General features: G+C 57.4%; 25 protein-coding genes. 13 read left to right on the top strand and 12 right to left on the bottom strand.

All coding sequences use genetic code 11. The annotated features are described in order from the left end of the window. Nucleotides 1–2 precede the first annotated feature (2 nt). Both BS629_RS28250 and BS629_RS28255 read left to right on the top strand, forming a co-directional pair. Nucleotides 3–1256 (top strand): AAA family ATPase, encoded by a 1254-nt coding sequence (locus BS629_RS28250; protein ID WP_077988689.1) that lies wholly within the window; start codon nucleotides 3–5, stop codon nucleotides 1254–1256. Beyond that, on the top strand, nucleotides 1249–4347 hold the full coding sequence (locus tag BS629_RS28255; RefSeq protein ID WP_077988690.1) for a type I restriction endonuclease subunit R: 3099 nt from the start codon (nucleotides 1249–1251) through the stop codon (nucleotides 4345–4347). The genes BS629_RS28250 and BS629_RS28255 overlap by 8 nt, the downstream gene beginning before the upstream one ends. A 115-nt stretch (nucleotides 4348–4462) precedes the next feature. On the opposite strand, the gene BS629_RS28260 is transcribed toward BS629_RS28255, so the two are convergent. The 4 genes from BS629_RS28260 to BS629_RS28275 form a co-directional block, all read right to left on the bottom strand. After that, nucleotides 4463–4855, bottom strand: a complete 393-nt coding sequence (locus BS629_RS28260) for a hypothetical protein (protein WP_131704953.1) — start codon at nucleotides 4853–4855, stop codon at nucleotides 4463–4465. A 125-nt stretch (nucleotides 4856–4980) separates the two neighbouring features. After that, nucleotides 4981–6099, bottom strand: coding sequence for a DUF262 domain-containing protein (locus BS629_RS28265; protein WP_077988692.1), 1119 nt, complete (start codon nucleotides 6097–6099; stop codon nucleotides 4981–4983). 522 nt (nucleotides 6100–6621) lie between these two features. Then, nucleotides 6622–8625, bottom strand: a complete 2004-nt coding sequence (locus BS629_RS28270) for an AAA family ATPase (RefSeq protein WP_077988693.1) — start codon at nucleotides 8623–8625, stop codon at nucleotides 6622–6624. Between the two features lie 21 nt (nucleotides 8626–8646). Further along, nucleotides 8647–8952 carry a hypothetical protein gene (locus BS629_RS28275; protein ID WP_077988694.1) on the bottom strand — a complete coding sequence of 102 codons (306 nt, stop codon included), beginning with the start codon at nucleotides 8950–8952 and terminating at the stop codon, nucleotides 8647–8649. Between the two features lie 197 nt (nucleotides 8953–9149). On the opposite strand from BS629_RS28275, the gene BS629_RS28280 reads away from it, so the two are divergent. Both BS629_RS28280 and BS629_RS28285 read left to right on the top strand, forming a co-directional pair. Further along, nucleotides 9150–9605, top strand: a complete 456-nt coding sequence (locus tag BS629_RS28280) for a helix-turn-helix domain-containing protein (protein WP_077988695.1) — start codon at nucleotides 9150–9152, stop codon at nucleotides 9603–9605. Between the two features lie 22 nt (nucleotides 9606–9627). Then, the gene (locus BS629_RS28285; RefSeq protein WP_077988696.1) at nucleotides 9628–11430 is read left to right on the top strand and encodes a hypothetical protein; all 1803 of its coding nucleotides are present in this window, start codon (nucleotides 9628–9630) and stop codon (nucleotides 11428–11430) included. 297 nt (nucleotides 11431–11727) lie between these two features. Here the strand turns inward: BS629_RS28285 and BS629_RS28290 are convergent, their stop codons facing one another. The 3 genes from BS629_RS28290 to BS629_RS28300 are packed head-to-tail and all read right to left on the bottom strand — an operon-like array spanning nucleotide 11728 to nucleotide 15699. After that, on the bottom strand, nucleotides 11728–12126 hold the full coding sequence (locus BS629_RS28290) for a hypothetical protein (protein WP_018242420.1): 399 nt from the start codon (nucleotides 12124–12126) through the stop codon (nucleotides 11728–11730). Between the two features lie 55 nt (nucleotides 12127–12181). Next, nucleotides 12182–14338 (bottom strand): mechanosensitive ion channel family protein, encoded by a 2157-nt coding sequence (locus tag BS629_RS28295; protein WP_018242419.1) that lies wholly within the window; start codon nucleotides 14336–14338, stop codon nucleotides 12182–12184. A 47-nt stretch (nucleotides 14339–14385) separates the two neighbouring features. Further along, entirely contained in the window at nucleotides 14386–15699 is a 1314-nt protein-coding gene (locus BS629_RS28300) for an alpha/beta hydrolase (RefSeq protein ID WP_018242418.1), read from the bottom strand. Nucleotides 15700–16051: 352 nt separating this feature from the next. Between BS629_RS28300 and BS629_RS28305 the strand changes: the two genes are divergently transcribed. The 4 genes from BS629_RS28305 to BS629_RS28320 all read left to right on the top strand — a co-directional run bounded on the left by BS629_RS28305 (nucleotide 16052) and on the right by BS629_RS28320 (nucleotide 17734). Continuing rightward, nucleotides 16052–16285, top strand: coding sequence for a DUF2171 domain-containing protein (locus BS629_RS28305; protein ID WP_012757858.1), 234 nt, complete (start codon nucleotides 16052–16054; stop codon nucleotides 16283–16285). 96 nt (nucleotides 16286–16381) lie between these two features. After that, nucleotides 16382–16567: a DUF3008 family protein gene (locus tag BS629_RS28310; protein WP_003560205.1), complete on the top strand. Its 186-nt coding sequence runs from the start codon at nucleotides 16382–16384 to the stop codon at nucleotides 16565–16567. A 214-nt stretch (nucleotides 16568–16781) separates the two neighbouring features. After that, a complete protein-coding gene (greA, locus tag BS629_RS28315) occupies nucleotides 16782–17264 on the top strand; it encodes a transcription elongation factor GreA (RefSeq protein ID WP_018242416.1) in 483 nt (160 codons plus the stop codon). Between the two features lie 110 nt (nucleotides 17265–17374). Further along, entirely contained in the window at nucleotides 17375–17734 is a 360-nt protein-coding gene (locus BS629_RS28320) for a hypothetical protein (RefSeq protein ID WP_018242415.1), read from the top strand. A 39-nt stretch (nucleotides 17735–17773) separates the two neighbouring features. On the opposite strand, the gene BS629_RS28325 is transcribed toward BS629_RS28320, so the two are convergent. After that, nucleotides 17774–18667, bottom strand: a complete 894-nt coding sequence (locus BS629_RS28325) for a LysR family transcriptional regulator ArgP (RefSeq protein WP_018242414.1) — start codon at nucleotides 18665–18667, stop codon at nucleotides 17774–17776. A 100-nt stretch (nucleotides 18668–18767) separates the two neighbouring features. Here BS629_RS28325 and BS629_RS28330 point away from each other — a divergent pair, with 100 nt between their 5' ends. Then, the gene (locus BS629_RS28330; RefSeq protein WP_032980688.1) at nucleotides 18768–19376 is read left to right on the top strand and encodes a LysE/ArgO family amino acid transporter; all 609 of its coding nucleotides are present in this window, start codon (nucleotides 18768–18770) and stop codon (nucleotides 19374–19376) included. 111 nt (nucleotides 19377–19487) lie between these two features. Here the strand turns inward: BS629_RS28330 and BS629_RS40365 are convergent, their stop codons facing one another. After that, the gene (locus BS629_RS40365; RefSeq protein WP_018242412.1) at nucleotides 19488–19676 is read right to left on the bottom strand and encodes a hypothetical protein; all 189 of its coding nucleotides are present in this window, start codon (nucleotides 19674–19676) and stop codon (nucleotides 19488–19490) included. 73 nt (nucleotides 19677–19749) lie between these two features. Here BS629_RS40365 and BS629_RS28340 point away from each other — a divergent pair, with 73 nt between their 5' ends. Further along, entirely contained in the window at nucleotides 19750–20691 is a 942-nt protein-coding gene (locus tag BS629_RS28340) for a LysR family transcriptional regulator (protein WP_018242411.1), read from the top strand. 154 nt (nucleotides 20692–20845) lie between these two features. Continuing rightward, nucleotides 20846–21001 carry an entericidin domain-containing protein gene (locus BS629_RS28345; RefSeq protein WP_003540537.1) on the top strand — a complete coding sequence of 52 codons (156 nt, stop codon included), beginning with the start codon at nucleotides 20846–20848 and terminating at the stop codon, nucleotides 20999–21001. Between the two features lie 86 nt (nucleotides 21002–21087). Here BS629_RS28345 and BS629_RS28350 read toward each other — a convergent pair whose 3' ends face one another. Further along, nucleotides 21088–21450 carry a hypothetical protein gene (locus BS629_RS28350; protein ID WP_018242410.1) on the bottom strand — a complete coding sequence of 121 codons (363 nt, stop codon included), beginning with the start codon at nucleotides 21448–21450 and terminating at the stop codon, nucleotides 21088–21090. Nucleotides 21451–21469: 19 nt separating this feature from the next. Then, nucleotides 21470–22471 (bottom strand): glycine betaine ABC transporter substrate-binding protein, encoded by a 1002-nt coding sequence (locus BS629_RS28355; RefSeq protein WP_018242409.1) that lies wholly within the window; start codon nucleotides 22469–22471, stop codon nucleotides 21470–21472. A 649-nt stretch (nucleotides 22472–23120) separates the two neighbouring features. On the opposite strand from BS629_RS28355, the gene BS629_RS28360 reads away from it, so the two are divergent. Further along, a complete protein-coding gene (locus BS629_RS28360; protein ID WP_026188424.1) occupies nucleotides 23121–24575 on the top strand; it encodes a cobyric acid synthase in 1455 nt (484 codons plus the stop codon). A 121-nt stretch (nucleotides 24576–24696) separates the two neighbouring features. Then, a complete protein-coding gene (locus tag BS629_RS28365) occupies nucleotides 24697–25467 on the top strand; it encodes an SDR family oxidoreductase (RefSeq protein WP_018242406.1) in 771 nt (256 codons plus the stop codon). A 79-nt stretch (nucleotides 25468–25546) separates the two neighbouring features. Here BS629_RS28365 and BS629_RS28370 read toward each other — a convergent pair whose 3' ends face one another. Beyond that, nucleotides 25547–26680, bottom strand: coding sequence for a helix-turn-helix transcriptional regulator (locus tag BS629_RS28370; RefSeq protein ID WP_018242405.1), 1134 nt, complete (start codon nucleotides 26678–26680; stop codon nucleotides 25547–25549). Between the last annotated feature and the right edge of the window lie 148 nt (nucleotides 26681–26828).

The raw sequence follows: 26828 nt of genomic DNA on the forward strand, positions 1-26828 counted from the left end.
CAATGGGAAAAAAACTCGACGAAATCGCAGAAGAGTTGAAGAACGCCAACAAGAAGGTGCAGTTGGTCTATGCGTTTAATGGCACAGGAAAGACACGACTTTCAAGGGAATTCAAGAATCTGATTGCGCCAAAGAACGCTGAAGATGAAGCTTCGGAAGAGCCAACCCGCACCAAAATCCTCTATTACAATTCGTTTACCGAGGACCTGTTTTTTTGGGACAATGACCTAGCTCAAGACGTGAAGCCCAAACTAAAAATTCAGCCAAATTCTTTCACCGACTGGATTTTGAAGGAACAGGGCAAGGGGCTGGATATCGTTAAAAACTTTCAGCAGTACACGACCGACAAGATCACCCCGGTTTTTAACGCCGCCTATCAGGTCACGGATAAGGATGGTAAGAAGATCAACATTCCTGAAAATTCTGAAGTAACCTTCCGAATGAATCCGATCAAAATTGCCACAGAAGAAGGGGCATTACTCGTCACGGAGAATGGCAGCTCGATTGTCACCGTACAATATGACGTCGTGAAAATCTCCAAGGGTGAACAAAGCAATTTCATCTGGAGCGTTTTTTTCACGCTTCTTGAAGAAGTTGTCTCCGTTTTGAGTATTGCCGAGTCTGATGACAGGCCGACGAGTCAATTCAATGGGCTGAAGTATGTTTTCATCGATGACCCAGTCAGCTCGCTCGATGAGAACCATTTGATTGAATTGGCCGTGAATTTGGCAAGCCTGATCAAGGCCGCGATCAAGGATGCACCTCAACTCAAATTCGTGATCACTACTCACAGCCCGCTCTTCTACAATGTAATGCACAACGAACTTGACTTGAAAAAGAAGCCAGCAAACGAAGGGTGTTACCTTTTAGAGCTTCTGGAAGACGGTACCTTCAACCTGAACAGAAAATTCGGCGATTCAAATCAGAGTTTTTCTTACCATTTGCACTTGAGGCGAATTTTGGAAGGGGCAATCTCTGAGGATAAGATCGAGCGATATCATTTTACTTTGCTACGAAATCTCTATGAGAAAACGGCAGGCTTTTTGGGTTATGACAGGTGGAGTGATTTGCTGAATACAGCGCCCGGCAGCAAAGATGCGTATGTGCGCACTATCAATACCTTTAGTCATTCAGCGCTTTCGAGTGAGCAGGTCAGAGACCCATCGCCGCCCGAAAAGCAAACCGTGAAGCTCTTGCTCGACAACTTGACCAAAAATTATGGCTACTGGCCGGAGCAGGCGGTACAGAATGGTTGACCAGACCATACCGCTTGCCGAATCGAAGCATTTTATCGTTCTCGATAGGTACGCCAGAGAATGGGAAGCCCGCGATAGCTATCAAAGCGAAGGCGATTTGGAGCGCGAGCTTATTCAGGATTTGCAAGCTCAGGGCTACGAGTTGGCAAAGCTCAACACGCCTGGAGCCCTCTTGGCCAATGTCCGCCAGCAATTGCAAACCTTGAACAATGTGAGCTTTGAGGATGGTGAATGGGTGCGGCTCGTAGAAACCTATTTGGACAGACCCAGCGACACCGCCACTGATAAAACCCGCAAAGTTCACGACGATTACATCCACGATTTCGTCTTTGATGACGGCCAAATCCAAAACATCTACCTGCTCGACAAGAAAAACATTGCTCGCAACAAGGTGCAGGTGGTCAAGCAATTTGCGCAAACCGGCACACATGCCAATCGCTACGATGTGACGATTTTGGTGAACGGGTTGCCACTGGTGCAGATTGAGCTGAAAAAGCGTGGCGTCGCCATTCGCGAAGCCTTCAACCAGCTGCACCGCTACAGCAAGGAGAGCTTCAACAGCGAGCAATCACTTTTCAAATACCTTCAGCTTTTCGTTATATCGAACGGCACCGACACCCGCTATTTCGCGAACACTACACGCCGCGATAAAAACAGTTTCGATTTCACAATGAACTGGGCGAAGGCCGATAACGGTCTGATTAAAGACTTGAAGGACTTTACAGCCACCATCTTCCAAAAAGATACGTTGCTGAAAGTGCTGCTGCGTTATTCCGTCTTCGATGTAAGCGACACGCTGTTGGTCATGCGACCCTACCAGATTGCCGCTACCGAGCGCATTCTGTGGAAGATCAAGAGTTCACATGAAACCAAAAATTGGAGCAAGCCGGAAAGCGGCGGTTATATCTGGCACACGACTGGTTCTGGCAAAACGCTGACCAGTTTCAAGGCTGCACGTCTAGCTACCGAACTTGAGTTTATCGACAAGGTCTTTTTTGTCGTGGACAGAAAAGACCTCGATTATCAGACCATGAAGGAATACCAACGCTTTTCACCGGATAGCGTGAATGGTTCTGACAGCACCGCCGGACTAAAGCGTAATCTTGATAAAGACGACAACAAGATCATCGTCACGACAATCCAGAAGCTCAACAACCTGATGAAGAGCGAAGGCGACCTCCCCGTCTATGACAAAGAGGTAGTTTTCATTTTTGATGAATGCCACCGGAGTCAATTCGGGGAAGCGCAGAAGAACCTGAAAAGGAAATTTAAGCGCTTTTATCAGTTTGGCTTCACCGGAACGCCAATCTTCCCTCAGAATGCGTTGGGTGCTGAAACAACGGCGAGTGTTTTCGGCCGGGAGCTTCACTCCTATGTCATCACCGATGCCATCCGGGACGAAAAAGTGCTGAAATTCAAGGTGGACTACAACGATGTCCGCCCACAATTTAAGGCAATTGAATCTGAGCAGGATGAAAAAAAGCTCAATGCAGCGGAGAACAAGAAGGCCCTGCTACACCCAGAGCGTATCCGGGAAATATCGCAGTATGTGTTAAACAATTTTCGCCAGAAAACCCATCGTCTGCAAGGCGGCAACAGGGGCTTCAATGCCATGTTTGCAGTGAGCAGTGTAGACGCGGCTAAGCTATTTTACGAGGCCCTGAAAAAACTCCAGGCAGACAGTGAAAAGCCGTTAAAAATTGCAACCATATTCTCGTTCGCTGCCAACGAAGAACAGGACGCAGTTGGCGACATCCAGGATGAAAGCTTTGATGTGTCGGCCATGAATACGAGCGCCAAGGAATTCTTGAGCGCAGCGATTGCCGACTACAACACCATTTTCAAGACCAATTTCAGCGTGGATAGCAACAGCTTCCAAAACTATTACCGCGACCTGGCAAAGCGGGTTAAAGCCAAGGAAGTCGATTTGCTGATCGTCGTCGGCATGTTCTTGACCGGCTTTGATGCTCCTACCCTTAACACCCTATTCGTCGACAAGAACCTTCGCTACCACGGCCTTATACAGGCCTATTCGCGGACCAACCGAATATACGACGCGACCAAAACCTTCGGCAACATTGTTACCTTCCGCGATCTGGAAGAGGCAACCGTAAATGCCATCACGCTGTTTGGAGACAAAAACACCAAAAACGTTGTCCTGGAGAAGAGCTACAAGGAATACATGGAAGGCTTCACCGATCTGGTTACCGGTGAAGCGCGACGCGGTTTTGTGGACGTGGTGACAGAGCTGGAACAGCGCTTCCCAAACCCTGATGAGATTTTCAAAGAGAGCGACAAAAAATACTTCGCCAAGCTGTTCGGTGAATATCTACGCGTCGAAAATGTGCTGCAAAATTACGATGAATTTGCAAGCTTGAAAGCCTTGCAGGATGTCGACACAAATGATGCCGACGCCGTGGAAGCATTCAAAGCTGAGCATCACTTAAGTGATCAAGACTTCGCTACATTGAGTGCAATCAGGATTCCAGCAGAACGAAAAATCCAGGATTACAGGTCAACCTACAACGACATCCGCGATTGGTTGCGCCGAGAAAAAGCAGTCAGCGAAACAGATAAATCCACAGTCGATTGGGACGACGTGGTGTTTGAGGTGGACCTACTCAAGTCCCAAGAGATTAATCTCGACTACATTCTGGAACAGATTTTCGAAAACAACAAAAAGGTCAAGGACAAAGCGGCCCTTGTTGAGGATGTGCGGCGTATGATCCGTGCCAGCGTAGGCAACCGGGCAAAGGAAAGCCTTTTGGTCGATTTCGTTAATCAGACTGATCTTGATAAGATTGGCGACAAGGCTACTGTCATCGATGCCTTCTTTACGTTTGCCCAGGCGGAGCAGCGGCGGGAGGCGGAAGACCTGATTTCCTCTGAGAATTTGAATGTCGACGCCGCAAAGCGCTACATCGCCACGTCTATTAGGCGCGAATTTGCGACCGACAACGGCACCGAACTGAACGCGATACTGCCGAAAATGAGCCCACTTAACCCGCAATATCTCAGCAAGAAGCAAAGCGTCTTCCAAAAGATTTCGATGTTTGTTGAAAAGTTCAAGGGTGTCGGGGGACAGATTTAGAGCTTGACGCTCTGCTTGTATTTCGCATGTTTGCAGTAAATTTGTAACGATAGCCCGTCGCATAAGCTAGACTCGGACCGAACACAAGCTCCCAGATAGTTCGGTCCGACCTGGTCTACGCTTGCGGTATCTCGCTAGCGAGTTGGACGAAGACTGCCTTATAGTTGGTCAGTTTCTGCTCGATTGCTCGATGCTGGGTGATCGTCCATGAAGGGGCATCGAACGTAGCTTGGGCCTGCACATTGTGGAGGAGGTCGCTGTGAGCGTAACTGCATCGGGTTGTCCACAGCTGGCCGAGAATACTTTTAATGTTTTGTAGCTCACCCGGATGACTTGCTTCCATGCGGCTCTCCCCGACGAGAACCTGATGTTCACCGATCAGTTTCGCCAGCATCGATCTGAGGTGCATGGTGTAGTGGAACCCGTTGGTGTTTTTGATGATCTTCTCCGCGACCCAGGGATCAGGGCAGATGCAGCGTCGAGCGACTTCCAAAACCAGATCATCCATCCAGTGTTCGAGCCAGCCGCAGAGTTCAAGTATCGCAAGTTTTGAAAGAAGTTGGGGGCGCTCATTCCCCGGAGTAGGCTCATTATACCAAATGTGGAGCGACGCGAGCGTAGCTGCGACCATAGTCATATACCTGCAAAAGCTTCGCGGGCGATACCTAGCCTGGCTTTCACATTTTTCTCCGACGTGATCGCATAACGAGCAGCCTCAGCAAATTCCGTCGCTTGAAGCATCCTGTCAAATGCCGCAGGCAGCTCCCGCGCATTTACATTCTGAACTGTCGCGAGATTTGAAAGAATGCCTACAAGCGCGGACTCCACGACCGTGAGTGAAAGCTTGCCCCTTAAATTCTGAAGAGCAATGGCCGTGTTTTCAGCGACCGCTGCCAACGTGTCTTCGAGACGCTGATAGTTGAGGTTCCGATCTTGTGACATATCATGCATGTAGTTGTTGAGAAACCTCGCCAGATTTCCGTCGTAGGCTTCGAGTCGGTCGTTGAACGCTAGTAATCGAAGCAGGATTTCCACTGGCCTAAAGCGGTCCATTTTGCCCCATATCGTCCGCTTGACCGATTTCCAGCTGGTGTTCTTCGCGTCGAAGTCTTTGAGGAGGTCGTTAAACGATCCGGAGTAGATACAGTTACGGATTTCCTGGTTGTTAAGCCGAACGCCGCCCGAGTTAAGCCTGTGAAAAATCGTAAAGAGATATTCCATGTGCGAAGTCTTGGTATAATCACACCGAATGACGGTGATTGGTATCGACATGTCGAGGATAGTGGAAAGAAGGCGGCGCGTGCTGGTTTCATCGCTGCGCTGCAGTTCCGTGTTGGCTTTTCCCCGCAATAGAGGATGAATATCTTCTAGATCGCTGAGGACCCATTTTTCGTCTGAAAGAAAGTTGATTATAGAACTCATGCGTTGAAGGCCATCGATGACCTTCCACTCCTGGGTTGTGTAATCAAGGCTGAAACACATGCTGGGTATCGGCAGGCGCTTAACAAGCGAATCAATAAATCGCGTTTGATCATCTTTCTTCCAGACGACTTCTCGCTGGAAATCAGGCTGTATATCAAGCGAGCCATTCTTGTGGAGCCGCACCAGATCGGCGCATGACCTAAGTTCGTTGTAGGCAACAATATCAATGGGCGGGACTGGCTCCGCGCGGTCGACTGCGATGAACGACTCGTCAATCTCTTTTGATCCGCTTCGTGCCATCGTCTCAAGGTTTTCCCAGCTTGTACTCATTCAACAATCCCAGTAAATTTTTGGAAAGATTACTCGTTGCTCTTTGTACGCGGATACCGTTTTTAAAACCTGAACGGGAATGCGTTTTCTCCACTTGTAGTTAGGCTCGGTTCCTTCCAATTGCCCGGTCTGCCGTGATCCTGAGCAACCTTTTTTCGCTCGGTTGATAGACAAGGAATCATCGGATTCTTCCAGAAGTCCAACGCGGTAATCGTCAGGAAGAAACCGCAGCCTGTCTGGCACAACGACAATGGCCGAACCTACTGCGCGAAGATACGCGACCCCCAAACCTAGCGCATCGAAGCATCAAATATCAAGGTTTCCGAAATTTCTATCGGTCCGACAGGACGAACGCCGAGCGTCTCTCATGATCTAGTTGTCGCACGGTCGAGCACCAGCATTAGCAGTGTTTTCCGGGGAGCTTGCTAACGTTATCAGGACGCCAAGCCCGACCTCCACCTGGCTGCTCTCGACCTCGCTCCTGTTTTGGGCCGACGGGAGAGCCCAGAAGAAGACATAGGACTAATGTTGACGGCGGCGTCGGGTCTGCGGCTGAGGTAAAGCGACCTTTCGCGATCCCGGCCAGTATTGCTTCAGTTGACTCGCGTCCAGGCGCTTGTGTTTGACAAGCGCGTCAGCAAGCTTGAGCAGCGCGGGCTTGAGGCCATCGAGCATATCTTTCGCTCGCTGGTATTGCTGTTGAAGGATTTCCGTAACGTCAGCACGCAGCGGGAGGTCCTCCCATAGTTTGGGGGGCGAAGCCATATCGACTGATCCAGGAAGATAATACAACGAATTTCCGAAAGCGTATTCCGTCACCATCCGGATCGCCAACGTGGTTGCGCTGGCGAAATCGCTGCCCTTGTTACCCGTCGACCAATTGGCTCGGTGCCCGAAAATTAGGTCTTCAGCCGCCGCTCCTGCCAAGTCTGACGTAATTATTTTCATCAGGTCCCAGCGGGTTAAAAAGTCACGGGCGGGTCTTTCGATGAACATACCGCCGTTGGCGTCCACAGTGGTCGCAAAGCTTTCGACGTTGTCGTAGATTTCGACCCACTCGATGTTGCCCACCATCAACGCGTGGCTCACAAGCGCATGCCCTGCCTCATGGATTGCGACGCGGTAGAGGGTTTTGGCATCTAGCGGAGGCGGGACTTGTACCTGCGATCTCACGTCGGAAATGTCGACATCTCGGTTTTGTTTTCGGGCGAGCCTTCTGGCGTCTCGGGCCAACCGTTCAAGGTCAGCACCGCTCTTACCGGGGAGGCGTGCAGCGATTTCCTTGAGAGCTGGATCGCCCACCATGCTCGGGAGATGAAATTCAAGGATTTCCCCTCGCGCTAATGCGTCGGGCAAAGGAAATCTAACGTGTTTTTCGAGCCGACCGCTTCTCAGAAGGGCAGGGTCAATCCGCTCCGGATAGTTGCACGCACCAAGGACAACCACGCCCTCCCGGCCTTCCGTTCCGTCCAAGCATTCCAAGAGAGCGTTCACGACCGTGGTCGAATAGGTCTCGTGGCGACTAGGAAACTTGGCTCGGTCGCCAATGGCGTCGAATTCGTCCAGAAATAATAGACAGGGCGCATTTTGCTTGGCGGAGCCGAATGCCTGGTACATGGCCTTCAGCATGTCACCGAGATCGCCGTCTTTATAGGACTGCCACTTCGGAATGGAAGTTGCTTCCAGGTGCAAGCCGCAGTGGGCCGCTAGAGCAGCTGCGAACCGGGTCTTCCCTGTTCCGGGTGGCCCGTACAACAAGCATCCCTTGTCCACCTCGGCCCAGGCAAGTTTTCCTTGTCGCCACTGATCAAGATCATTCTTCAGAGCCCCCGCCCACACGCTCGCTTGGCCGAAGCCTTTAGTGACATCCAGAAGCCGTTCGTCGCCGGGACCAACCTTGGCCGCCTTCAACAGCTTCATCGCGGCCCGGCTCGCTGGTTGGTCACGACGGAAGATTGCTTCCATTCGCTCCGATGCTTGTTCGGCAATCACCGCTGCCTGCGCGTCTGTCAATGTACCGCACCTTCGGAAGATGCTGAGCGCTTTCAAGTGGCGGATATCGCAGATTGCGAGCCGGTCGAAGAGCGTAGCTGCAAGCTCGAAGTCCTCATGAACGACCGAGCCCTCTTGGGTGAAGACGATCAACTTCTCCCCGGACTCAAGGAGTTCGGCGGGATCGATCTCCCATCCCCGTTTGTGCTTGGAAGTAGGATGGAGGCAGAATTTGACGCCCTTCTTGTCCTTCAAAATGATGTTGGCCGCGTCGTGGACATCTTTCAGTTGCCACTGTGACGGGACGGCGATCACCGCGACGCAGGAGGGTTCGGAAAGGGCACCGATGTTTCTGCGGAACAACGCGACCATTGCGCAATACGCTAGAAAATCGGTCGTGGACTTGCGGGCAATTGCCGGAAGATTCCGCTTTGTCAGCCGGAATTCGTTTGTTCGCGGCCTCTCTAGCTGTTCGGCTGCCTCCTGCAGCTTCACGATGTATCGTTCCAGGCTATCGGTCAGGGCTTTGTCCATAGGTTCGCTCCCCTCTTGTCGCTAGCCGATCAGCCCGTGGTCAAAACGGTACCACCTGCTGAGGGTCCTGCCGATTTTGCGTTTTTGATCAAGGTAAAAAAGTTCGCTCGTCACGCCAGGGCTTCCTTCCTTGATATGCGGGTGACCGGACATCTCTCCGATGAGACACGGCACCGAGCGCTGCACGAGCATGCAGTTGCGGATGATCACCGGATCAACCGGTCCATCGAAGCCGCCGGGTGAGGCGAGGCTCTGAATATCGGCAAGTAGCGACTGTAGTCGCGGGATGATCACGCTGGGCGGACCGCCAAGCCATTTGTCGTTCATTCGAAGCCTCCTTCGATTCGATTTCTGATTTCCTTTTCGGGATATGTAAACCGATTCGCGCGACAGATGTAGGAAATTCGCCAAAGAAATAGAATAAACGCAACAGGCGTAGATATGTTGACATTTTTTAGAATTGGCATTTGTTCCGATGCATGGCGGGGCTTCCAACTCATGGTCAGATTAGGGCGGCACGCTCGATGCTTGGGCTCAAACAGAGCGACCTTGCCAGCAAAGCTATGATCACCCGGAGCGTCCTGCTGGGTCTTGAGCAGCCTGGACGAAAGCATCCCGACCAATTGGCGCTCTTTCAATTACGCGACGCCCTTATCCGAGACGGATTGACCTTTGTTGATGCTACTGAGGCTGCAGGCGAGGGTGTACGGTGGGCTAAACCCAGCGGAAAGGTTTGGGTCGACTGCCTGAAGGATGCCCGCGCAATGCTGGGCTACTCATTGGATGAGCTTTCGGAGAAGTCGGGCGTCGGCAGGTACGTGATCGCTCGTCTCGAAAAGACCGACCGTAAGAGGATCAATGAAGAGGCGGCTCGTAGACTTCGAGATGTCCTCTTCGATAACGGGGTCGTCATTCTCGCCGAAGAGGCTGACATAGGCGCGGGAGTGCGCTTGCGTAGTCGCGTAAGACCTGCGAAGTGACGATCCGCCGGAGATCATCTGTGTGACGGTCACACGAGAAACCGCGCTGCGCAGGCTGGATGGAAGCAGGAAGTCCCTAGCCGTCGCTGTCGATCTAAGGCCGGGGGAAGGCATCCCTGACGTGCTTCTGCGGGCGACTGCCGTAAACGGCTTCCAGTTCCCCTATCAAATCGTCCAGTTGATAGGCGGCCGTCGGGAACAGCGGTTTTCGCACTTCGGCTCCGGTAAATGGAGCCTTTCCTACGAGGGCCTTGGCGATCTTCTCGGGCTTCCACACGGCGACGCCGATATCCAGCCTCTCCTGTACGGGTTCTCAGCCAAACAACAGGTGACCTTCTTCGGACGAAATTTGCCGCTGAAGCAATTGATCGGCCATCGCAGGGTGGCTCCAGCCAGTTTACGCACACTTGGCTATCAAAAGGCCGTCTGGCACATCAGCTCGCTGACATTCGATCCCAAATCTTACGAGCTTCTTCTCGATCATTGCCCAGTTTGTGAAACCCGGCTGAATTTCCTGGTGGCGCGAGGTATATCGTTTTGCCATCGTTGTGTTGACGCAGACAATCCCATGCGTCCAGTGGTCGATCTGCGCGAGTTTCCCCAAGGTCGTGCTCAGTTCGACGACGAAGAAGCGCTGCGGTTTGCGACCGACCTCGTCAACCCAGAAACGTCACTTGCCGATCTCGCTAAGTGGAACATTCATCCGTCACTGCGCGATACCGATCCCGGCCACCTCTTCGAGTTCATGGCACAGGTAGCGAGAGCTATCGACTTTCGTGATGGCCGTTGTGGCGCACTCGAAGCTAAATTTTCCTCCGTAGGTGAGGTAAGTGCCGACGCTCTCAGCCGATCCGCACGGGCGATACTCGGGTGGCCGGATGCGTTTGTGGAGCTTGCGGAAAGCCTGAAAGACACTTGGTTCTTCCCAAGGACCAAGGACTTCTACAGCCATCCTCTACGCGTCCGTCTCGCGTCGCCATTTTACGCTAAAGGTTTCCGAAAGCTTGTTACCAGCGCTCTCAAACTGTCCGAAAAGTCGACGCCGATTCTCAGGAGGCCGAAGGAGAACAGCGCTGCGGCTATCGTGCACGACGTCCAGCAAACGTGGGAAGATAATTTCCGGTTCGCGAGAGCCTCGAAATCAGTGAGGCAACAAGTTGAACAGACCGGCTTACCGATCAACACGCTCCTTCTTTGCTATTCTCGGAAGGGCTTTGAGTGCCCGGACACCATAATGCGGCGCACATTTGGACCGGCAGTCCACACGTTTGCGACGATCAATCCCACTCGGCGCACGCGCGGCAGGTATGTGCTCTCACTACGCGATATCGTCGCCGCGCTCTTTTCTGGAGCGGGAAATCCTTGGCCATCTGTATTGGAAGCTATCGCGCAGGATCGACTTCCTCTGGTCAAGCTGAGCCAGCTACCATGCCTCATCGATTCCGTGGGCGTGGTCGATTTCAAACCATTGAAGAACTTCTTTCGCGAGAATCCAGTCGGTTGCGATCAGGACGGACCGCCTATCATCGGCGGCGAGGCAGGCTTCCATCTGAACTGCAGCATTGTTCAAATATCGAACCTTGTTGCCGCTCGTCTGCTACCGTCTGGTAAGATGCCGATCTCCGAAGTTTGGGCCTTCCGCCGGAGTTACATAAGCCCCAAGGAGATAGCCTGCAGGCTGTTGATGAACGGTGAGTTTGCGCGGCCCAATATCGTCGGGGCTGAGCTTAATGAAGGGGGCATCAAGCCGATTGTCGACAGTGTTTTCGTCAGGTCGCGATCTACCGTAGAAGAGTTTTACGGTGAGCGATTAAGGCAGTTTTGAATCTATAAACCTTTGACGGTAGTTGAGAAGCCAATAGGTTGGCTGAATCGCGTTTGATTGGCTTCTACAATAGGGTCGGTCATCCTCGTGGATCTCCTGGCTTTCCGTGCAGGGAGATCTGCTGAGTGGAGCATAATACCGAAAGGAGTGTGCTGTTTTCGGACGACGTCATGCTCTGTTTGATTTAGTGGGCGGCGGATCAGACCCGTGACGAGTATCGCGCTGGCGATCGAGACGACTTTGCCGGAGGCGATGATAGTGGCCGTGATGCCGACTCGCGAGCCTTCTGCGAGCCACTCAGCGCGGGCATACATCCCAGAAGCCCGTCGTCTTGTCGGGTGAGGTGTAGTACCAGCACTGACCGGACTGAGGCGGCGTACCTGCCAATGAAACGGCGGCAGCTCCGGCGACAAAGCCGATGGCGGCGCCTGCGGCGATGGCGGTACCCGGACGCCAGTAGCGGCGAGGGGTCACCACCACGACGCCGCGCCGGACGGGCGGCCGAACGGCAGGACTGGTGCGTCCGACCGCAGCGCATCCGCGCGGTCCGCAAGCCGCAGCGCCGCAGCCCCTCGGGCCGCAGGCCGCAGCGCCGCGACGGGCTTCGGCCGTCGCCGGTACGAGGAGGGGCGCGCAGACCGTCATCAGCACGGCAAGTGTCGCAAGCACATGCGATAGGTTGACCGGGAACTTCATTTCATTTCCTCCCATTGCTTTCGTGTCTTGTTTAAGGGCCTGAAGAATGCCGCGCTCAGGCCGGGTTCGTGGCGCTCGCCGCACTATGCGCCGCGAGCGTCTGCTGGGCAGCGGCGGCAACAGCGTCGTCCTTTCCGCCCGAGACCTGGACGGTTGGCACGGCGAGCTTGATGCCGTTTTCGTTGAACGCCTGATGGATCATCCGCAGGGCGCGCCGCTTCAGCGTGAACTGCTGGCCCGGAAGCGTCATGACCTTCATCCGCAGGAGCAGGCCGGAGTCACCCAGGCTGTCGATCCCCTGCATTTTCAGCGGCTCGATCGTCGTCGGTTTGAATTCCGGATCCTCGAACAGTTCCAGGCCGATTTTCTTGATGATCTTGCGGGCCTTCTCGATGTCGGAATCGTAGGTGATGGTGATAGTCATCTTCTCGATCACCCAGTCGCGGCTCATGTTCTGGACTGCTCCGAGCTCGCTGAAGGGGACGATGTAGACGGCGCCGCGGTGGTGCCGGAGCTTGATGGATCGCAAACTGAAGGACTCGACGGTGCCCTTGTAGCTGCCGCTCTGAATATATTCGCCCACCCTGAAGGCGTCGTCGAGCAGGTAGAACATCCCGCTGATCACGTCCTTGACCACGGTCTGCGCACCAAAGCCGATGGCGACGCCAACTACGCCGGCACCGGCGATCAATGGGCCGATTTCCACACCGAGCGATGACAGCGCCATCATGATCGCGATGGCGACGAAGAGGATCATGAGGAAATTGCGAAGGATCGGCAGCAGGGTCCTGAGACGCGTGCGCCGCCGCTCCCGTTCGCTGCCGACTTCAAGGACGGCCTCGGTGTCGCCCAGCTTGCGATCGATCAGCACTTTCACCACATTCCAGGCGAGATCGACAACCAGGAGAATGATCCCGGCGCTGAAGAGACCGCGCACGAGGCGGAGAAGCGGCGAATCCTGCATCGTCATCTGCGTCAGTCTGACGTCCAAGGCGTCCGCAAGCAGAACGATCGCACCGACGATCAGCGCCGCCCTTATGCCGCGCTCGATAATCACCGAAGCGACGGTGCTTCTTTGCTGGCCGTCCTCCTGGTCCGCGGAAGAGTGCAGGATATTGTTAACCGACGCCTTGGTGAGGGCGATGGCGCCGGGCAACGCCGCGCAGACCACCGCGATCCAGAACAGCTTCATGGCTCCCACCACCCACAGCAGCCAGACGCCAGCGAAATAGACCGTCCAGAGCCAGTTCCGGGCGCGTAGTCCGATCCGGCTGGCTTGGCCGGCAGACAATCCGGACGGGCGTCTCCAAACGGCTTCGATGCCGATGACGAGCAGCACGAGGCCAAGCGAATAGGCGACCAGTTGCCGGGCCGGGTCGGAAAAGCCGAGAGTGCCGAGCAGGCGGATGGTCACCCAGCCAAAGGCATACCAGCCGACGAGATAGCCCAGGCGTTTCGCCCAGTGGCGGGCGGCATCCTTCGTGATCGGGACGACACGGAATCGACCCTCTTCCTCTGCCCGGGGCGCGAGAAGCACGTCGAAAAGCGCGCTCGCCAGGCGGAAGACGACGATCGCGAAGAGATAGCCGACGACGATCTCCCGGATAACAGGCGGCCATTGGAACAGCAGGAAGAAGCCGATGCTGCCAAGCCCGAAGGAGAGGACGTAACATGCCGCCCACAGAAGCCTCGCGGCCAGTGCCACCACCCTCTCGCGGACCGTGGCAAAGGGCGCGCGCGCCATCCATGCGCGCCAGCCGGCGCTGATCCACCAGAACAGCCATTGCGCGGCCAGACCGACAGCGACGAAGGCCGCGACCAGGAAGATCGGCCTCGTCCCGCCATTCGCCTGGACGTCCTGGTTGAGTATGCCCGCACCACGCATCGTCTCCGAAGGAAAAGACTTGATAGCCCCGAGAAGGCCGGAAACGTGGACACGGAACCGCATCGCGAATTCCGAGAATGAAGGGTCGGCGTTCGGGGTTTCCAAGGGCGGTTTCGCCGCAGCCTGGGCTGCTTGGGACTGCTGTTGCAGGAAGCGCTGGACGTCAGGATCCGAGAACATCCCAATGAAGCGTTGAACGCTTTCAGGCTGCGCGTTCGCAGGCGTCACGCTCTGAGCCACGGCAATGGAGGCACAAAGGAGAACGGCCGCCAGGGTGGCCGCCGTGAGAAGCGATCTAACCATGCGGATCTTGGAAACTCGTGGCATTGTCTATCCTGATCTTTGTGAACTGTCAGTTGCCAATTCCTGAACCGCTATTGCCTGCACGACTCCTTCGATCGGCCTCCGGCAGTGCAGTCGGGCGCCCGCTGCTGTTTGCCCATAGGACCCGTGAGGCCGCTGACCTGGCCGGCATAATTATCTCTGGTGTCGGCATCGACGACTGCGACCGGGGCGGCAAGGATCAGGCCGGCTGCGCTGCCCGCTGCGGCGGCCGTGCTCGTTGTTGCGGCAAGGATCTTGTCCCCGAGCCCGACCTTGCTGTCAGTAAGCGTCTGGCCGTCGGAAATCCGCGCTCCGATCAGCTGAACAACCTCGGGCGATTCTGCAAATTTCCCGTGGTTCAGTCTGTCGCCCGCTTTGACTTTGGTGAGGTCGATCACCGTGATCTGGCTGTCGGCCAGTTCCTTCTTGAAGGGAGCCTGCTCGGGATCGATGGCGCCGAGTCTCGCGACGTCACCCCATACCCTGCGGGATACTGCGAGCGCGCGGTCATCTCGCGAGACGAACAAGGTGAACTGCGGATGCTGCTTGCCCATGTCGACGATCTGCTGGCGGAAGACATCGACATCCACGTCGGGCGAGGCCAGCATCACATTCTCGAACTTGGCAGGGAGGCGGCCGTTGCGGATCGCCATCTGGCGAAGCGCTTCCAGCGCCAGCCAGTTCCCCATGGAATGCGCGAGGATGGACACCTCCTTCACTTCAGGATCCCTGGCGAGATATTGGAAGAGCATCTCCAATGCGTTGCGCGTGTAGTTCGTGCTCTCCCTGTCATATCCGTATGCAAGCAGACTGCCGCGCGACGGCCATGTCACGAGCACGGGAGCACTATGGACGCCGGAATCCTTGACGATCTGAGCGAAGCGATAAACGGAGTCTTCGAAGCGGTTGTTGAAGCCGTGGATGAACACCAGCACGCTGCGGTCGTGGCTCTTCCTGACCGAGGCGCTCAGCCATTTCTTGGCGTCGTCGCGCGTGATCTCGTCGGCTTTCAAGGTTGCGAAATCGGTTGCGGGATTGGATGGAAGCCTCTTCGGCCAGGCGACTTCGCCGACCTTTCGGACGTTTGCAGGGGGGATGGATACGGTGATGTCGGCAAAGGCCGGGGCGAGTGCGCGCTCGCCTGTAAACATTTCGCCCCGTATCGTGGAGCGGCTGCGCGTCGTGGTCACTAGCATGTCGACCTTGGTGGAATTCGGCGCGCTGTCGGCAACGGGGATGAGCACATTCTTCGGGTGGCCGCCACATCCGACCAATACGCAGAGCAGCAGGAGAGCCAAGATCCATTCCAGACCTGGGTAAAGTCTCGGTTGAATTCGGCCATCATGACATCTTGCTGTGCTCACTGCGGCTGCTCCTCATAACTCTGCCGAGTTCAAGCAGGCCTCGACGCCGCACGCCGCGGCGGTCGAAGTCTGCACAAGGCCAGACTACGCGAAGATCGGAGACGTTACCCGTATAATCGGGGTATGTTACGCAGAGACAGTGTCAGCGGGGTTGCAGATCCGAGAAGGTGGGAGCAGCCGACGCCGATTTATCGGGCACCGCCGCTCCCGCCTCGCGAACTGGCATCCGGACCTTCAACCCGGACGACAATTGGGACGTGACTGCTGATTGAACACGGTCGCGCGTGTTGGGAACCAAGTCTGCTCCACCTCGTTGCCGCTTCGTACCTGACAATGATGCAAGGAGGAAACGATGATTTCCGCAGAGCAGATCCGTGAACATATGGAAGTGCGGGCTGCCGACGGCACCCATGTCGGCACAGTCGATCATCTCGACGGCCCCACGCGCATCAAGCTGACGAAGCTCGATTCGGAGGACGGCAAGCACCACTTGATCCCGATCGATTGGGTCGATCACGTGGATGCTCACGTCCATCTGTCGAAGAACGCCAGGGATGTTCGAAGCCAGTGGGCCACCATCAACTGACAGCCGGTCGGCTGCGGCTTGCGGGCCGCAGCCTCCTTAGAACAGGATAGTTAGAGCATGATGACTTTGACGCCGGCCACCGCCCGTTCAAGCGATATGCCAGCCAAGTCCAAGGCCCAGCAGAAGGCCGCAGGCGCCGCCCTCTCGGCCAAGCGCGGCGAGACACCCAAGAGTGAACTCAAAGGCGCCTCGAAACAAATGGTCGAATCCATGAGCGAAAAGCAGCTCGAAGAGTTCGCCTCAACCAAGAGGAAAGGCAAACCCCAGCACGTTTCGAAATGAGGGCGCCGAGCACCGCCATGTGTTGCGGAACGTTTCCGCCGCTTAACAGCTACGGGGCGGTGACCTTGAAAGCGGACTGCCTCTGCCGCCGGCGCCGGCCGCCTATCAACCGAGATTGGCGGTTCGTCCGCGGTCGGTGTATGGTTCCGACAATCGTTTCGCGGCAATTGCCCATCAGCTAGAAGAGCGCATCGCGCTAAAACGGAGTCCGAGATTGGCCGTCGCTTTTACCAAGGAAGAGAGTTTCGAAACCGCTTCGGAAACCCTGCTGCCCGATCGTCCGATTTCGGCGCATCCGAACCTTGTTACGGAAGCAGGACTGAAGGCTCTCGAGCTGCGCTTCAAAGAGGCTCGCGAGGCCTATGATGGCGCGAGCACCATCGACGACGTGAACGAACGGCGGCGGCAGACAGCCAATCCCTTGCGTGATCTTCGCTACTTAGCCGCAAGACTTCGCACCGCCCAGCTCGTGCCTGACCCTACGTCAATCGACACCGTCGCCTTCGGCAGCACGGTGAGTTTCCGCCGTGACGACGGGCGCATGCAGACCTATCGTATCGTCGGAGAGGACGAAGCCGATCCCAAGGCCGGATCGATTTCCTACGTTTCCCCGGTGGCGCAGTTGCTGATGGGCAAGGCTGTCGGCGATGTAGTGGAGACAGGCGGCCAGGAACTGGAAATCATCGCCATCGCATAGGAGCGCGCTATTTGCGTAGCCATCCTCGTTATTTTGGTACTATCCGGTACTTTATTTATCGAACCTTTACCATCCGTGGCTAGAACGATGACATTCCACTATCGAAAGTCATGCTCATGGTCAGCGCAATTTCCAGTTCTGCATCCACCATTTTGAGTTCAGCCGCTACAACCTCGTCTTCCAGTTCGTCGGATCAGCTTGCCTCTCTCGAGGCACAGCTTGCCGAGAAGAAGGCAGCCCTGTCGGAAACGCAGGACGAGCAAGAGAAGGCCACGATCGAAAAATCCATCGATACGCTGGAAGCGAAGATTGCCAAGCTCGAAGCGAGCGAGAGCAGCCAAACTCAGGCGTCTGCTGCATCGAAGCCTGCCGGTGACGCTCCTGGAGAATTTTCCGGCGAAAGCGAGCGTATCGGCACGACGAATTTTGACGAGACCAGTGAGTTCGGCAGCCGCACGGCTTACGTCTGATAAAAGGGAGCCGGTTCTGCTGCATTCTTGAGTGACGCGTCAAAGACGGCGCTTGGCCACTGTGACGACTTCGCGCGTCAGATCCGCCAGGCGATCGGCGGCGAGGCGGTTTATCTGCCAGTAGAGCGGGACATCGAGCGGTGTGTCGGGCACCAGCTCGACCAGCCGTCCGGACGCGAGATGCTCGCGGGTCAGCTGGGTCGGGTTCATCCCCCAACCCATGCCCGAGAGGCTGGCTTCGACGAAACTTTGCGGCGACGGCAGCCAATGGGTAGGATAGTCGAGATCGCGTCCGAACATCCGCCGCACCCAACTGCTTTGTAACCTGTCCTTCTGATTGAAGGTCAGCGCCGGGGCGTTGCGGATTGCCTCTGATGTCACGCCATGCGGAAAGTGCCGTGCGACGAAATCGGGCGTTGCAGTTGCGTGGTAACGCAGAATGCCGAGTGCAAAACGTCGGCATCCGCGGACCGGCTTTTCCAGGCTGGTGACAGCGGCGATCACCCGCCCGCGCTGTAGCCATTCGGCGGTGTGGTCCTGGTCGTCGACGGCGACGTTCAGCAGATAGGAAGAGCTCCTGGCGAAACTCGACATGGCCTCGACGAACCATGTCCCGAGGCTGTCGGCGTTCGTCGCGATTTGAAGCGTGACCCTTTGGCGAGGTTCGTCGGGATCGATGAGGGCCGGCAGCTGCCCGAAGAGTTCTGCTTCGAGCATGCCGACATTCTCCATATGGCGGCAGAGCCATTCTCCCTTGTCCGTCGCCGTGCACGGCGTGCCTCTGACGATGAGGACGACGCCGAGACGCTCCTCGAGCTGCTTCACGCGCTGCGAAATGGCCGACGGGGTCACGCTCAGGACGGTCGCGGCTCTCTCGAAGCTGCCTGTCTGGACAATGGTTGCGACGGCACGAAGAGCGGGATAGTCGAGCATGGATTAGTTTCACTTAATCTAGGTAAGTCAGATTAACTAGCCTAATTCTCCCAATCGCGATAGCGCAACCTTACCGAAATGAGGGGCGTTGGCCGAAGAGATGAATTTTTCGATCTATATAACCGGCTTGATGATGGGCCTCAGCCTGATTGTCGCCATTGGCGCGCAGAACGCCTTCATCCTCCGGCAAGGCTTGCGAAACGAACATGTCTTTGCCGTCTGCCTCGCATGCGCGGTATCGGATGCCGCGCTGATCGTACTTGGTGTGACCAGCCTCCAGCAGATCGCCAGGTTCATGCCCTGGCTCGACCCGGTCATGCGCTATGGCGGAGCCGCATTTCTGGTCTGGTACGGGGCAAGAAGCCTCTATTCCGCCTTGCGGTCGTCCGCTGCTCTGACGGCCGGGGAAGCAAAGTCGTCGAGTTTTCGGCAGACGCTGGCGACCTGCCTCGCACTCACCTGGCTCAATCCCCACGTCTATCTCGACACGGTCGTGCTGCTCGGCACGATATCGACGCGATATCCGGGAGAGCAGGCTTCCTTTGCGGCAGGGGCGGTGACGGGTTCCTTCCTGTTCTTCTTTTCGCTCGGATATGGCGCAAAGCGGCTGAGGCCGATCTTCTCGAAACCCTCATCCTGGCGCATGCTGGAAACGCTCGTCGCTTTCACGATGTGGATCATAGCGTTCAAACTGCTGGGCGGGATGTGATCGGCGTTCGACCGTCGATCATCCGCTGCGGCGCAAGTCGAGTAAGACGTTGCGAGTTGACCGGCATCGATGTGCCCAGATCCTGAGCGGATTCAAAGGGATGAAGCGTTTCTACCGCGTCCCATCGCACGCGCGGCGCTCCGGGACGGTCAACTCTAGCTCGCGCTGGCAATCTGCCAGCAGATGTGGCGGAAAGCGCCTTAGCTCTCGGAGCGCATGCTCATGGTTCGCATCCCTGCGCCTCTGCGACTTGAATGCGGAAAGGGCCTGTACGATATTCCAGATGTTTGTTTGAGGCATGTCGGGCCTCCTTTGCTGCATTTAGCTGCCGACGCCCGAAATATGAGGGTCAATTGACATTCAATCAAACAAAATGATATGGGGTTATGAATCAGAAAAATTGAAAGATGCGACGATGAGCATTCCCTTTCGCCGTCCCATTCCGCTGCTTGATAACGAGGTGCTGCGTACCTTCGTGGCTATCGCAGAGACAGGCAATTTTTCGACCGCCGCAGAGGCGGTCTTCCGCACGCCATCGGCGGTGTCGATGCAGATCAAGAAACTTGAAGAACAACTGGGGGCAACGCTGTTTCTGCGCGACGCCCGCTCGGTGTCGCTGACGCGCCACGGCGAGATGTTGCTGTCCTACGCGCGCAACATCCTGGCGCTGTCGAACGAGGCGGTGTCGCGCTTCATCATGCCGGAGCTTAGCGGCGTCGTGCGGCTCGGCGCGCCTGAGGATATCGGCGAACGGCTGCTGCCGAGCATCCTGAAGAGTTTCGCCGAGAGCTATCCCGGCATCATGGTCGATGTGACGATCGACATGAGCATCGGACTGAAGAAGCGCATGGAGGAGCAGCGGCTCGACCTCGCGTTGATCAACTGTGCGACACGGCCGTTCCCGACGGGCGGCGAGGTCGTGTTCCGCGAGCGGCTGGTCTGGGCTGGCGCCAGGTGCGGCTCGGCGCATCGCCGAGATCCCCTGCCGATCTCGATCTGGGAGGATGGCTGCATCTGGCGCCAGGAGGCGCTCTCCCAACTCGAACGCAACAAGCGGCATTATCGCGTCGCCTATCTCAGCGGCCACACGATGGCGCAGCGCGCCGCCGTGCTTTCCGATCTCGCCATCGCGCCACTGCCGCTGTCCTATGTCAACGAGGACATGGCGATCCTCGGGCCTCAGGAAGGGCTGCCGGAACTCGGCGCCTTCGATATCCGGCTGCTAACCGCCTCGCAGGTGTCGGGGCCGATCGAGACGGTGGCCGACAGCATTCGCGGCGCCTTTGCCGAGAGAGCAAAGGCGGTCGCCGCCTAATCCCCGAAAATCCCATTCGATTTTCGCAAAGGATTATGCGCGGATAGTCTGACAGGTATCCTTCTAGCCGGTGAACCTTTTGGTTTGTCGTGCGTTATTGGCGCGGACGGCAATTGTCGCCGTTCGGGGTTGATTTCAAACAAGGATATCCGAGATGACGACAACGGCCAAAATAGCCGCAGCCTTGATGGTTCTTCTTGCCCTTTCCTCCTGCGGAAACACGATCCGCGGCATAGGAAAGGATACAGCAAATACCGTGAACGCCACGCAGGATGCCGGCCGCTCAGTCGACCGCGCCGCGAAGAAGTAACGACCGTTCAGATCGCTGCCAGAATCGCCGGATCAGGTGCTGACCGGAGTCGGATCATCCTAACGGATGACCGGGGCCGGACCATCCTAACGGATGACCGGGGGATAAACCTTTTCCAGCCCGCCGGATCGGTCGAGACCGGTCCGGAAGGCTTGGTAGGTGGGATGTTGGCTGGAGCGGGCGGTTTCCATCAGTCGGATCTGTAACCGGTCCGGCGCCTGGGTTCCGAGCCAAATTCCCAGATTTTCGAGCTTCAGCGAGTTCAGGAAACGCGATCCGGCGGCAAGATCGAGATGGCGGCGCAGGCCGTCGAGCAGGTTGTCGTCCTGGGCGGCGTTTTCCATCAGTAGCGCCACATACGACTTGTCGGTCTCCGACAGCGCGGCAAGCTTTTCCGCAACGGTATCGCGGTCGGGAAAGGGAACATTGCCTGTCATCGAATCGTCCATGCTTGCTCGTGTCTTGTCGTTATAAGCTCGCCTTGACCTTCTCGGCTACATCGACAGGCACCCATTTCGTCCACAGGCCCTCGTAATTGCGAAGGAAATAGATCGCGGCATCCTCGTTGCTTTCGCGGTTTTCGTCCTGCCAGGCGAGCACCTGGTTGATCGTCTCATTGTCCCATTTGCGGGTCTTGAGATAGGTCGTGACAGGTCCGGCACGGCTGGCGAAAGACCGGGTCATCAGTGTGAAGGCGCGCGAGACCGGATAGGAATTCAGCTGCGGCCTGGCGCAGCCGGCAACTGCGGTACAGCGGTCCCATTCGTTCTTGTTGTGGCCGACGCCGAAGCTCAGGCGCGTCATGTCATATTTGCCGAGGATGGCGGTCGGCGCCCAGTAATAACCGAGCCAGCCGACCTTGTTTTCGAAAGCGCGGGCAATCGAGGCATCCAACTGTTCGGGACTGCCGGTTTCGACAAGCTCGAAGCTTTTCTTGTCGGCAGCAAGCGCCTTGAACAGGTTGGTGGTTGATATCTGGCAGCTCCAGTCGGCGGGACAGTTGTAGACTGCGCCCTTCGATGGGTCGTCCTCGGCGGGGAAGAGCTCGGGATGTCTCAGCGCGTCTTCGACCGAGCGGATGTCGGGGTGGGCGTCGGCGATGAATTTCGGGATCCACCAACCCTCGACGGCGCCGTCAGCCAGGATTTCGGCCCCCTGCACCAGCCGGCCGCTGTTGACGGCTTGATCGAGCAGGGCCCTGACGGAATTGATCCAGTATTCCGAGGCGATGTCAGGGGTGCCTTTCTCATTCATCGAGGCAAAGGTCGGCAGGGTGTCGCCATCGACAATGGTGACGGAACAGCCGTAGCCCTTTTCCAGGATGATCTTGTCGAAGCTCGCCGCAATTCCTGCCGAGGCCCATTTCATTTCGGCGATCGAAACGGTGCCGCATTCGGCTGCTTCAGCCGGCGCAACGGTAGAAAGAGCCGCGGCAAAGACGGCCGGAATCAGAAACGTCTTCATCGTCATTCCCCGAATTCTTCTTAGGCCGACGCGCAGGCTCTGAAATCAACCGACATATATCTCTGGCACCTGAGGGGAAAACGCCTGCCGGGCGATACAGCAACAGGCTTTCCGGTTCATGGCACCGTCCGTCCTTGCGGCTCCGGCAACTCGTCGCAGGCCATGTTCAACAATGGCGCATTATGACGGAGCCTACGCGTTCGCTCGCAGAAATCAACCATCTTCTGCTCATGGTTGCGTGACTAAATGATTGAATTCGAAGAATTTATGTGAAGATCCCGAAAATGGCGCCCCTGGGCGAAATGCACGCTCTTCGCGATCGGCGGCGGATCTTCGGCAGAAATTTCGACGAGAATGTCAAAAAAGATCAAAATTAACATTTGCGTAAGCCTTCAATAACCCTCCGGTAAGAATGTGCCGTTATCAGTTGGGTCGTGGCAGCAATGACCGCCGCTTCTCTGGTTCAGGTAGTGCGTACCGGAGAAAGCGAGCTTCGCCGTGTAGGGGCGAAGACGCCTGAGTTTTCGGCAAACCGCGCAGAGCCAAGGCCATGCGCGGTTTTCGCGTTTGCGGCACGGAACTTTGGGGCAAGTCTTGACCCGGGATTACCGCCTATTGTAGGCCTCGCCTGAACGAGAGGCGGATGCGGGCCACCATGGCAAGAGCGATCATGCTGCAGGGAACCGGCTCCGATGTCGGCAAGACGGTTCTGGTTGCAGGCCTCTGCCGGCTGGCGGCCAATCGCGGGCTGACGGTCCGGCCGTTCAAGCCCCAGAATATGTCGAACAATGCGGCGGTCGCCGATGACGGCGGCGAGATCGGCCGGGCGCAGTGGCTGCAATCGCTGGCCGCGCGCACGCCATCCTCGGTGCACATGAATCCGGTGCTGCTTAAGCCGCAATCGGAGAATGGCAGCCAGATCATCGTGCAGGGCAGGGTGTTCGGCCAGGCGAAGGGGCGCGACTACCAGCGGCTGAAGCCACAGTTGCTCGGCGCCGTGCTCGAGAGCTTCGAAAAAGTGGCTGCGGGCGCCGACCTCGTTATCGTCGAGGGTGCCGGATCGCCGGCAGAGATCAATCTCAGGGCCGGCGATATCGCCAATATGGGCTTTGCGACGCAGGCGGGCGTGCCTGTCGTGCTCGTCGGCGATATCGACCGCGGCGGCGTCATCGCCTCGCTGGTCGGCACGCATGCAATCCTCGACGATGGCGACCGGGCGATGATTGCGGGTTATATCATCAACAAGTTCCGCGGCGACGTCTCGCTGTTTGACGACGGCATCCGCGCCATCGAGGGCTTTACCGGCTGGCCGTGCTTCGGCGTCGTGCCGTGGCTGCCGGGTGCGGGACGCCTGCCGGCCGAAGATTCTGTCGTGCTCGAACGGCTGGCGAGGGGCGGGACGGGCGCGCTGAAGATCGCCGTGCCGGTGCTGCCGCGCATCGCCAATTTCGACGATCTCGATCCGCTGAGGACCGAGCCGGATGTCGAGCTGGTGTTCGTGCGATCAGGCGAGCGGATACCTGCCGATGCGAGCCTCGTTGTGCTTCCCGGCTCGAAATCGACGATATCGGATCTCGCCGACTTCAGGGCTGAGGGCTGGGACCGCGATCTCAAGGCGCATGTCAGGCGCGGCGGCCGGGTGATCGGCATCTGCGGCGGCTACCAGATGCTCGGCCGGACAGTGCGCGATCCGCTCGGCATCGAGGGCGGGACGCTCGAGACGCCGGGGCTTGGGCTGCTCGACATCGAGACCGAGATGGCGCCGGAGAAGACCGTGCGGAACAGCCAGGCTCGCTCGACCGAATATGACGCGCCGCTTGCCGGCTACCAGATCCATCTCGGCATCACCCGCGGCCCGGATTGCGATCGGCCCTCGGCGATCATTGACGGCGCGCCCGACGGCGCGCTGTCGGCCGACGGTCGGATCATGGGCACCTATCTGCACGGGCTCTTCGGCAGCGACGCCTATCGCGACCGGCTGCTTCAAAGCTTCGGCCTATCAGGTGGGCGGAGGAATTACCGCGAGAGCGTCGAGCAGGCGCTCGACGACGTCGCCGGGGAATTGGAACGCCACCTCGATTCGCGCTGGTTGGCCGGGCTGCTCGGTTAGGCCGGATGTGTACCGGACGGGCTGCCTCACCGTCATCCGGTCTCGTCGTTCGGCTATTGCCAAATTAGTTGACTGAGTCCATTAATTGTCGCGACGGACCCGGTTGAGAGCGACGAAAACCATGAGCATATTGGATAGATTTTCACTGGCAGGTCAGGTGGCGCTCGTGACCGGCGGCGGCCGTGGTCTGGGCTTCGAGATGGCGCGCGCCCTTGCCGAGGCCGGCGCGCATGTCATCGTCAACGGACGCAGGGCGGCGACGCTGGAAGGCGCCGTCAGGACCATCCGTGCCGCTGGCGGCACGGCGGAGGCCGCCGCATTCGATGTCGCCGACCGCGAGGCACAGCGTGCTGCGATGGCCGATATCGACAAGATCCATGGTCGTCTCGATATTTTGATCAACAATGTCGGCGCCCGCGACAGGCGGCCGCTGGCCGAATTCGACGATGATGCGATCATCGAGCTGCTGCGCACCGACCTTGCGGCGGCGATGACGCTTTCGCGCGACGCTGCCGTGTTGATGAAGCGACGCAATCACGGCCGCCTGATCGCGGTGACCTCGATCAGCGGCCATGTCGTAATGCCCGGCGACTGCGTCTATCCGGCAGCCAAGCAGGGACTGACCGGACTGATGCGCGGCATGGCGGTCGAATTCGGCCCGCACGGCATCACCAGCAACGCAATTGCGCCCGGCTGGTTTGCCACCGAGACGAACGCGGCGATGGCTGCGAACGAGGAATTGATGCCCTTCGTGCGCCAGCGCATCCCGGTTCAACGCTGGGGACGGCCGGACGAGATCGCCGGCGCCGCGCTCTTTCTGGCAAGCGCCGCCGCTTCCTTTGTCAACGGCCACGTACTGACGGTCGACGGCGGCATGACGGTCAGGATGTGAGCGGAGCCCGCAGCTGCCGTGGCGCCGGCGTGCTTTTTCGCGTAATCCGCCCAATCGACCGAAGTTTGATGTCGACTTCTTAGGCGCGCCTGACAGGTGGGCTGAGTTCGCGGACGAGCTGCTGCAGGCTGCGCTGGTCTTCCGCGCCCGTCTTGTCGTAGATGGCGGCCAGTTGCGATTTGACGGTGCCGTCGGCAACACCCTGTGCATTTGCAATCTCGGACCGCGTCATGCCTTCGGACACGTAGCCGACCACGCGCCGTTCGGCAGGCGTGAGAGCAAAAAGCGCGGCAACGGCTTCGACGGCCGATTGGATCACGGTTCCAGCTGCGGCGAGAAAGATCGCCGCCGCCGCCCGGCTTTCGAAGCGTCCCCTTTCGGTGCGCCGCTGCAACGGCAGAACGTGAGCGACGGCGGGGCGTTCGGCCGAGGCAAGGGGAACATCGATCCCAGCGGCTGCGAGACTGATTTCGTCGCGCGCGCCAAGCGTCACGGCGTTGGAAAGGGCGGCGCCTGCATAACTGTAGCGAGCCGCCAGCCGGCCTGAAAGCGAGTGGACCACCTGCTGCTCGCGCAGCCGTGCTTCGGCGGCATCATTGGCGAAGAGGATCGTCATGTCTTCGGCGACGATGAAGACCGCATGGTCGAGAGCGTCGATGACCTCCCTGAGGACGGCGGATTCGGCGCGCTCCATCTCGAACATATCGTGGATCGTCACGGCACGGCGGATATGCGGGCCGAGCAGCCCGACGATGTCGAAGACGCGTCGTTCGTTCGGTTCGTATTGCACCGAAATGTTGATCGTCCCGACACGGGTCGGGCGCTTCAGTACGGCCATGTCGATCGAGTTTAGAACCCCATACCTGGCATGAAAGTTCTGGTATAGCGCACCGCTCTTCCAGACGGCTTCGCCATCGGGTCCATAGAGGGAAAACATCCGCTCCAGCGTATCCGGCTGATCGATCTCCATTCGGTGAAGAAGGTGGAAGAACGGGACGTCCTTCGCATGCGCGACGAGGGTGCGGATGGCCTCTCCGTCGTCGCAGGCGATCTGGGCCAGACGTGCGGAACGCGTGGTCGTGTCGAAGACGGCAAGCGTGGTTAGAAAACCATTGACCTGGCCATTGATCAGACGAAGAGCGTTTGGCCAGGCATCCTCCCGGGCCACGCAATCATAAATAGCGCCAATAATTTCCGACAGCTGCTGTTCCATGATCACAATCCTGCATCAGCCCGGCCAGCGCGGTCAATTGTCGCCGGCCATGGCGCCTTCATTTCCGGGATTTGCGGAAGATTTCATCCCCCACGCGGGAGATGTTTCATCGCGCGGATTTTTTACAACGCAATGCCGGCCGGAATCC

Origin of the sequence: Rhizobium leguminosarum bv. viciae USDA 2370, assembly GCF_002008365.1 — a bacterium.
Lineage (GTDB): Bacteria > Pseudomonadota > Alphaproteobacteria > Rhizobiales > Rhizobiaceae > Rhizobium > Rhizobium leguminosarum.

What these genes read in the sequence shown, in the direction of transcription:
- BS629_RS28250 (WP_077988689.1), top strand. Translation starts at nt 3, where the DNA reads ATGGGAAAAAAACTCGACGAAATCGCAGAAGAGTTGAAGAACGCCAAC.
- BS629_RS28255 (WP_077988690.1), top strand. Translation starts at nt 1,249, where the DNA reads ATGGTTGACCAGACCATACCGCTTGCCGAATCGAAGCATTTTATCGTT.
- BS629_RS28260 (WP_131704953.1), bottom strand. Translation starts at nt 4,855, where the DNA reads ATGGATGATCTGGTTTTGGAAGTCGCTCGACGCTGCATCTGCCCTGAT.
- BS629_RS28265 (WP_077988692.1), bottom strand. Translation starts at nt 6,099, where the DNA reads ATGAGTACAAGCTGGGAAAACCTTGAGACGATGGCACGAAGCGGATCA.
- BS629_RS28270 (WP_077988693.1), bottom strand. Translation starts at nt 8,625, where the DNA reads ATGGACAAAGCCCTGACCGATAGCCTGGAACGATACATCGTGAAGCTG.
- BS629_RS28275 (WP_077988694.1), bottom strand. Translation starts at nt 8,952, where the DNA reads ATGAACGACAAATGGCTTGGCGGTCCGCCCAGCGTGATCATCCCGCGA.
- BS629_RS28280 (WP_077988695.1), top strand. Translation starts at nt 9,150, where the DNA reads ATGCTTGGGCTCAAACAGAGCGACCTTGCCAGCAAAGCTATGATCACC.
- BS629_RS28290 (WP_018242420.1), bottom strand. Translation starts at nt 12,126, where the DNA reads ATGAAGTTCCCGGTCAACCTATCGCATGTGCTTGCGACACTTGCCGTG.
- BS629_RS28295 (WP_018242419.1), bottom strand. Translation starts at nt 14,338, where the DNA reads ATGCCACGAGTTTCCAAGATCCGCATGGTTAGATCGCTTCTCACGGCG.
- BS629_RS28305 (WP_012757858.1), top strand. Translation starts at nt 16,052, where the DNA reads ATGATTTCCGCAGAGCAGATCCGTGAACATATGGAAGTGCGGGCTGCC.
- BS629_RS28310 (WP_003560205.1), top strand. Translation starts at nt 16,382, where the DNA reads ATGCCAGCCAAGTCCAAGGCCCAGCAGAAGGCCGCAGGCGCCGCCCTC.
- BS629_RS28320 (WP_018242415.1), top strand. Translation starts at nt 17,375, where the DNA reads ATGCTCATGGTCAGCGCAATTTCCAGTTCTGCATCCACCATTTTGAGT.
- BS629_RS28325 (WP_018242414.1), bottom strand. Translation starts at nt 18,667, where the DNA reads ATGCTCGACTATCCCGCTCTTCGTGCCGTCGCAACCATTGTCCAGACA.
- BS629_RS28330 (WP_032980688.1), top strand. Translation starts at nt 18,768, where the DNA reads ATGAATTTTTCGATCTATATAACCGGCTTGATGATGGGCCTCAGCCTG.
- BS629_RS40365 (WP_018242412.1), bottom strand. Translation starts at nt 19,676, where the DNA reads ATGCCTCAAACAAACATCTGGAATATCGTACAGGCCCTTTCCGCATTC.
- BS629_RS28340 (WP_018242411.1), top strand. Translation starts at nt 19,750, where the DNA reads ATGATATGGGGTTATGAATCAGAAAAATTGAAAGATGCGACGATGAGC.
- BS629_RS28345 (WP_003540537.1), top strand. Translation starts at nt 20,846, where the DNA reads ATGACGACAACGGCCAAAATAGCCGCAGCCTTGATGGTTCTTCTTGCC.
- BS629_RS28350 (WP_018242410.1), bottom strand. Translation starts at nt 21,450, where the DNA reads ATGGACGATTCGATGACAGGCAATGTTCCCTTTCCCGACCGCGATACC.
- BS629_RS28355 (WP_018242409.1), bottom strand. Translation starts at nt 22,471, where the DNA reads ATGACGATGAAGACGTTTCTGATTCCGGCCGTCTTTGCCGCGGCTCTT.
- BS629_RS28360 (WP_026188424.1), top strand. Translation starts at nt 23,121, where the DNA reads ATGGCAAGAGCGATCATGCTGCAGGGAACCGGCTCCGATGTCGGCAAG.
- BS629_RS28365 (WP_018242406.1), top strand. Translation starts at nt 24,697, where the DNA reads ATGAGCATATTGGATAGATTTTCACTGGCAGGTCAGGTGGCGCTCGTG.
- BS629_RS28370 (WP_018242405.1), bottom strand. Translation starts at nt 26,680, where the DNA reads ATGGAACAGCAGCTGTCGGAAATTATTGGCGCTATTTATGATTGCGTG.